The sequence below is a fragment of the Microbacterium sp. P2_F9 genome (genome assembly GCF_056403635.1).
Genome location: NZ_JBFUFC010000197.1, coordinates 1 through 7303, shown reverse-complemented (window position 1 = coordinate 7303; position 7303 = coordinate 1). Strand labels below are relative to the sequence as shown.

The following is a 7303-nucleotide window of genomic DNA, read 5'->3' as shown; positions in this document are numbered from 1 at the left end:
GTCTGCAGGACGAGCGCGCGGTTGTGGCCGCGAGCGTGCTCGGGGAGCACTTTCGCTCCCTGGCGGAGGGCGCGACCCGGGCCGAACGAGCGCGAGGCCGCGGGCCCTGTGTGTGGTTGCGCCGGCTCGAGGGTGGATGAGCCGCGCTGCACTTCCGATGCAGTCATGTTTGTTAGTAAAGCGTACGAACAAACGACCAGCAAGCTTTCCCAGGGATTTGGATGCCGTGTTTACAAACTTGTTACATGCGGCTCGTCGCACGCTGCCCGTCCTCGGGGCGCGACCGGCCGCGTAGGTTGAACAGGTGGACTCCCTGAGACGATGCATCGCCGCACTGGCCATCACTGTCGCCGCGCTCGCGGGATCGACCGCGTGCACGACCGTCCCCGGCGGTGTCGGATCCTCCCCCACGGCAGCCGAGCAGGCCGGTGACGCAGACCAGACGGTCGCGGAGGGGTGCGCGCTCGTGCAGGACACCATCACCGACGCGACCAGGGAATTCGAGGATGCTGCGGCCAAGGATCCCGCCGCCGTGGTCGAGGCGATGCAGGCGGCCGCGGGCAAGCTCCACGATGCGGCATCCGATGTCACGAACGACGAGGTCGCCGCGATCCTCCCGGACCTCGAGGACATGTTCGCCACCGTGGCGGACGTCATGCAGGCGATCGTGGAGGGCGACACGTCGAAGGTGCAGGACCTCGCGGCGCTGGGCGAGTCATTCCAGGAGACCAGCGAGCGTTTCCAGGAGCTGTGCGTGCCCTGACAAGTCACCGGACTGTGATCTTCTGGTGACATAGCGACCGCGCCCATCATTTAGCATTAGGGGACGTGTTCAGGAGCCGGGGGGTGATGGCATGACAGATCTGGCGACCAGGCCCGGCGCCGACGAGACGACCGTCGACGGCGAGGTCAAGCCTTTCGTCGATGCGTCGCAGCCTCTCGACGGCGGCACCGATGCCCCACCGCCCGCGTACGAGTGGGCGTCGACCGGGCCGGCTCCCCGCCGTCGCCGGCTCTGGCTGTGGATCGCGATTCCCGTCGCGGTCGTCGCGGTCGGGCTCGGCATCACCTCGCTCGTCCTGATCGCCCCCGGAACCGCGGTGGCCGGCGTCCCCGTCGGTGGACTCACCCCGGGCGCGGCCGTCGAGGCCGTGCAGCAGCATCTCGCCGACACGACTATCGTCCTCACCGGATCCGGCGCCGACGCCACGGTCACCGCCGCAGACCTCGGAGCCTCCGTCGATGCCCGCGCGCTGGTGGACGAGGCCTTCGCCGCGCACCCTGCCTGGAACTTCGGCGCCTGGTTCGCCTCGCCGATGGACGCCCAGGTCACCGTCGACACCGCGACCGCCGTCGCGGCGCTGCGCGCAGCGGTCCCCAGCCTGTACGTCGACCCCACCGACGCGACCGTCACGTTCGACCCCGCGTCGGCGACCTACGTCGCCACGCCCGCGGTCGATGGCGCCGGCGTCGACGTCGAAGCGGTGCGGGCCGCCCTGCAGGATGCGTTCGTCGCCGGCGACCTGACGGTCGACCTCGCCGCCACGACTGCTGCGGTCGCCCCTGAGGTCCCGACGTACGTCGCGAACGCGACAGTCGGCACCCTGAACAGCATGCTGGACACGGCCGGCTTCTATATTGGGGCCGAGCGGACCGTGCCGATCGACCGGGCCACCCTCGCCTCATGGCTGACCGTGACACGCACCGCGGATAACACGTTCGAGATCACCGCCGAGGAACAGCCGATCCAGCCGGTGGTCGACGGGCTTCCGGCAGCCGTCGACCGGGCGGCCGTCGCCGCGACCGTGATCGCCAACGACTCCGGAACGGTGCTGCGCACGCCGACGGCCGGCGTGACGGGCCGGGCGCTCGAGACGACGGCGGGCATCGCCGCCGGGTTCGCCTCGCAGCTCGCCACCGGCAACGCCGTCTACCAGCTCCCCGTCCAGGAAGTCGCGTTCAACACGACGACCATCGTCCGACTGCTCGAGGTCAACCTGAGCGAGCAGCGCCTGTACCTCAAGGAGAACGGCGCGGTCGTCGACAGTTGGCTCATCTCCAGCGGCCTGTCGTTCCCGACCGAGACCGGGCACTACCGCATCAACTCGCACTACCCGGTGCAGACGATGAAGGGCCTCAACGTCGACGGCACGCCGTATACGACCGAGAACGTCCAGTGGGTCATGTACTTCAACGGCGGCCAGGCGTTCCACGGCGTCTACTGGCACACCAACTGGGGTCACCGCATGAGCCACGGCTGCGTCGGCATGCCGATCTCCCGCGCGCAGCAGATCTACAACTGGTCAGCCAGCGGCACCGACGTGTGGATCCACAACTGATCTGAGCTCCCTCGGGTTTGCGCAGTTTGCGCGACGAGTGACGCGGCGTCTATCGTGGCGCCGTCACACACCGCGCAAGAGGAGCATGGATGCCGCGATTCGATCTCTCACCCACCGAGCTGGAGACCTACCTGCCCGACGTGGGTGAGCCCGCAGACTTCGAGGATTTCTGGGCCTCCACTCTCGCTGAGTCCCGCGCCGTCGGAGCCGAAGTGGTCGTCACTGCCGAGGCATCCCCGTTCCGCACCCTCGACGTCTTCGACGTCACCTTTCCGGGCTTCGCGGGCGACCCCGTCAAGGCGTGGCTCACGCTCCCGCGCGGGATCGAAGGGCCGCTGCCCACGGTCGTCGAATACAACGGCTACGGCGGCGGGCGCGGCCTGCCGGTCGAGCGGCTCGGCTGGGCGTCGGCCGGCTATGCCCATCTGTTCATGGACACCCGCGGGCAGGGCTCGGGGTGGGGCAGCGGCGGGGGCACCCCCGACCCGCACGGCACCGGTCCCTCATCGAGCGGCTTCATGACGCGCGGGATCGAGCACGCCGAGGACTACTACTACCGCCGGGTGTTCACCGACGCCGTTCGCGCCGTCGACGCCGTGCGAACGCTGCCGCAGATCGACGCGTCGCGCGTCGCGGTCGCGGGCGGCAGCCAGGGCGGCGGGATCGCCCTCGCTGCGGCCGGGCTGTCCGAAGGACTGATCGGCGTCATGCCGGACGTCCCGTTCCTCTGCCACTTCGAACGCTCTGTCGGCTTCACCGGCCAGGACCCCTATCAGGAGGTGGTCCGCTATCTCTCCGTCCATCGCGGGGCCGAACCGCGCGTGTTCGAGACGCTCTCCTACTTCGATGGCGTGAACTTCGCGAAGCGAGCAGACGCCGCCGCACTGTTCTCGGTCGCGCTGCTCGACCCGATCTGCCCGCCATCGACGGTCTACGCCGCCTTCAACCACTACGCCGGCGCAGACAAGCACATCGAGGTGTACGCCCACAACGAGCACGAAGGCGGCCAGTCCTACCAGTGGATCGCGCAGACATCGTTTCTCGCCGAACGATGTCGTCCATGACGGGCTTCGCTGACGCGGAGGCCCTCCTGGCCGGAAGCCTTCAGCGATCGCACCCGCTTCGGTCGCTGCTGCGGCTGCTGCACCCGCATCGCAGCAGCCTGATCCTCGCGATGCTCTGCTTCGTCGTCAAAGACAGTCCGGCGTGGATTCTGCCTCCGATCACCGCCGCGGTCATCGACATCGTCGTCGCCGGCGGCCCCGTGGACCGCCTGTGGGTCTGGGGCGGTCTCGCTCTCGCGCTGCTCGCCTTGAACTATCCGTTCAACATGATCGTCGTGCGGCTGACGTCTTCGGCGACCCGCTCGATGGCCTACAACGTGCGATCCGGTCTCGCGGCGCGTCTGCAGCGTCTCTCGCTCGGCTACCACAACCGCCAGAACGCCTCGATCATGCAGACCAAGATCATCCGCGACGTCGAGAACCTCGAACTGACGATGCAGCAGGTGTTCCCCACGGCGGTCGGCTCGATCGCGACCCTGGTCGGCGCGATCGTCGTCACCGCCATCACCGTGCCCCAGTTCGTCATCGTGTTCGCTCTCACGATCCCGGTCGCCGCGGGGCTCATCATCTACATCCGGCGGCGCGCGACGCAGCGCAACGAGGAGTTCCGCCGTCAGGTCGAGCGCCTCTCCGCGCAGGTGAACGAGATGGCGACGCTCATGCCGCTCACCCGCGGACACGGGCTGGAGGACCTCGCGACGTCGCAGGTGGCCGAGCGCGCGGCATCCGTACGATCCGCCGGTCGCGACCTCGACGTGCTCAACGGCCGGTTCGGCGCACTCTCCTGGATCTCGTATCAGGTGCTCGGGCTCATCTGCCTGATCGGGGCGGCCGCGGTCTCCGTGCTCGGACTGGTGCCGATCACGCCCGGGCAGGTGGTGCTCCTGACGACCTACTTCACGGTGCTCACCAACGCGATCGTCATGCTGCTGAACGTCGCGCCCGTGTTCAGCCGCGGCATGGACTCGGTGCGCTCCATCGCCGAGGTGACCGACGAACTGGACGTCGAGGACAACACCGGTAAGGCCCCGGTGGGAGCCATCGACGGTCGAATCGAGCTGCGCGCCGTGACGGTCCAGTATCCGGATGCCCCGCGGGCGGCCTTGGACGCACTGTCGCTGGACATCCGGCCCGGCGAGACGGTCGCCTTCGTCGGCCCGTCCGGCTCGGGCAAATCGACGATCCTGAACGTGATCCTCGGGTTCGTCCGCCCCGTCGAGGGCGACGTCGTCATCGACGGGCAGGATCTCGCGGGCCTCGACCTGCGCTCACTGCGCCGCCGCGTGGCGATCGTCCCGCAGGAGACGGCGCTGTTCGATGGGAGCATCCGGCAGAACGTCACCTATGGCGTGGGCGAGAAGAGCGACGCCGAGATCCTGGACGCGCTGGGCGCCGCCAACGCGCTCGACATCGTCCGCGACCAGCCCGGCRGGCTGGACGCCGTCGTGGGTGACCGCGGGTCCCGGTTGTCGGGCGGGCAGCGGCAGCGGCTGGCGATCGCGCGCGCGCTCATCCGCGACCCGCGCATCCTCGTCCTGGACGAAGCGACCAGCGCCCTCGATCCGGAGTCCGAGTCGAAGGTCACCGCAGCCATCGATCGCGCCCGCGCGGGCCGGACCACGCTCGTGGTCGCGCATCGCCTCTCCACCGTGCGTGGCGCTGACCGGATCGTCGTGATCGATGCGGGACGCATCGTGGAGATCGGCGACCACCGCACGCTCCTCGCGCGCGACGGGCTCTATGCTCGCCTCGTCGCGCTGCAGACCCACTGACCGGTGACTTAGACGGCCACCAGGTCGAGGATGAATGCCTGCGTCGGCCAGAGGGTCGGCAGCTGCAGCCCGACCCGCGCGAGCACCGCCGCCGGAAGCGTGATCTCGCCGCTCGTGTACCACTCCGGCGCAATCCACCCGTAGGCGGCGGCGCCGATCTCCCGCCGCACGCGCACGCGGTACTCGCGCCCCTGATCCAGACCGGGGATGCGCAGTCGCTCGGCCCTGGCATCCTCGAGGCTTCCGACGTTCGCCACGACCAGGACCGCCCGCAAGGCATCCGGTGCGACGAATCCCGTGACCCGCCAGGCGGGATCCCGCAGCTCCGGGTGGATGACGACACCGCCGTGGATGATGGGCCGCAGCTCGCGGTACAGCGCCGCGAACCTGGTGATCGCGGCGAGCTCGTCCTGGTCGCAGCCGAGGATGTCCCATTCGAACCCCGCGGAGCCGAGCAGGCTGGTCGCCATGCGGTAGCTCAGGGCCGTCGTCCGGCCAGAACTGTGGGATTCGGTGGGGCCGACGTGAGCGCCGACGAGTTCGGGCGGCAGCAGGAGGCCCGTCCAGCGCTGGATGTCCTGGCGTTCCACCGGGTCGTTCGAGTCGCTCGCCCAGACGCGATCGCACACCGCCATGATCCCGAGGTCGGTGCGCGCGCCGCCGCTCGAGCACGACTCGATCTCGAGGCCGGGATGCCGCTCCTTCAGCTCGCCGATGAGCCGGTAGACCGCCGCCATCTGCGCGTGGGTGCCGGGCCGGCCATCGTGCACCGTCTCGGTGAGGTCGCGGTTGTGGTCCCACTTGATGAAGTCGATGCCGAGCTCCGAGATGAGGGCGTCGATCTGGTCCCGCACGTGCCCGTACGCGGCCGGATTCGCCAGGTCCATGACGTACTGCGTGCGCCACGAGAGCTCTGGGGCGTGATCCAGGTGGCCCGGATCGTGCAGCAGCCAGTCCGGGTGCGCGCGGGCGACGTCGGAGTCCGCGCTCACCATCTCCGGTTCGAACCAGAGACCGAACTCCATGCCGAGCCCGTGCACCTGGCGCGCGAGCGGCCCCAGTCCCTCGGGCCACACGGCACGGTCGACGGTCCAGTCGCCGAGACTCGTCGTGTCGTCCCGCCGTGCCAGGAACCACCCGTCGTCGAGCACGAAGCGCTCGATCCCCACTTCAGCGGCACGCTCGGCCAGCTCCGCGATCCGCGCCGGGTTGTGGTCGAAGTACACCGCCTCCCACGTGTTGAGGGTGAGGGGGCGGGGGGAGACCGGATGCTGCGGCCGCGCGCGCAGCCACGTGTGCACTCGTCCCGCCAGCGTGTCGAGCCCATCGGCCGCCCAGACGAACGCCGCACGCGGGGTTCGGTACTCTTCGCCGGCGCTCAGGACGATCTCGCCGGGGCGCAGCAGCTCGCCCGCGCCGATGAGGGTCACGGCGTCGGTGACGCGATCCACTCGGTACGTCACGTCCGACGACCACGCGAGGTGGGTGCCCCACAGGGCGCCCGAGCGCCAGCGCGGTTCGGCCTCGGACGCGATGAACAGAGTGGGGGCGTCGTGGCCTGGTCTGCCTCTGCGGGACTGACGCACCGTGGAGCCGGGTGGCATCCCGGTCGTCACGGGGCGCTTCTCCCTCGTCCAGCGGCCGTCGAAGGTCGTCAGATGCGTCGTGCTCGAAGGCACCGGCAGGGTCGGCTCGAGCCAGTCCACCTCGAACCGCGCGTCAGTCTCGCCTTCTGCTGCGGCGAGCGCAGCCTCGACCCACACCACTCCACCCGTCTCGATGCTGAGGGAGAGTTCGAGCCGCAGAGCGGATGCCGCATCAGCCGCCGTGATGACGCAGCGCACACCGTCTGCGCTCGTCTCGTGGGCGATGCCCTCGAGGCGCCATCTGCAGTGGTGGAGGAGGCCATTTCGTCGCACCTGCAGACCCGGTCTTCCCGTCCAGCCATCACCCTCCTGCGGGATGAGCGAGAGCTGCCAGGCGGCATCGAGCGTGCCAGGGGCGGACTGGCGACTCACTCCGTCTGCCAGCCTCTCCAGCGCGGCGTGCGACAGCGAACCGAGTGCTTCGCCCCAATGAAGCACGCGCGGCAGACCTGCCCCGCGCGCGTCGAGCACCAGCCCGACGC

Annotated in this window: 5 protein-coding genes; 4 read left to right on the top strand and 1 reads right to left on the bottom strand. The window is 69.5% G+C overall.

Translation table 11 applies throughout. The annotated features are described in order from the left end of the window. Positions 1–304: 304 nt before the first annotated feature. The 4 genes from AC1DVT_RS16460 to AC1DVT_RS16445 all read left to right on the top strand — a co-directional run bounded on the left by AC1DVT_RS16460 (position 305) and on the right by AC1DVT_RS16445 (position 5175). Complete coding sequence (locus tag AC1DVT_RS16460; RefSeq protein ID WP_477390059.1) at positions 305–763, top strand: hypothetical protein; 459 nt, start codon at positions 305–307, stop codon at positions 761–763. Positions 764–854: 91 nt separating this feature from the next. Continuing rightward, positions 855–2339 (top strand): L,D-transpeptidase family protein, encoded by a 1485-nt coding sequence (locus tag AC1DVT_RS16455; protein WP_477390058.1) that lies wholly within the window; start codon positions 855–857, stop codon positions 2337–2339. An 89-nt stretch (positions 2340–2428) separates the two neighbouring features. After that, entirely contained in the window at positions 2429–3403 is a 975-nt protein-coding gene (locus tag AC1DVT_RS16450) for an acetylxylan esterase (RefSeq protein ID WP_477390057.1), read from the top strand. Beyond that, a complete protein-coding gene (locus AC1DVT_RS16445; RefSeq protein WP_477390056.1) occupies positions 3400–5175 on the top strand; it encodes an ABC transporter ATP-binding protein in 1776 nt (591 codons plus the stop codon). The genes AC1DVT_RS16450 and AC1DVT_RS16445 overlap by 4 nt, the downstream gene beginning before the upstream one ends. 8 nt (positions 5176–5183) lie before the next feature. Here AC1DVT_RS16445 and AC1DVT_RS16440 read toward each other — a convergent pair. Continuing rightward, on the bottom strand, positions 5184–7303 hold a 2120-nt coding region (locus AC1DVT_RS16440), incomplete at its 5' end, for an alpha-galactosidase (RefSeq protein WP_477390055.1).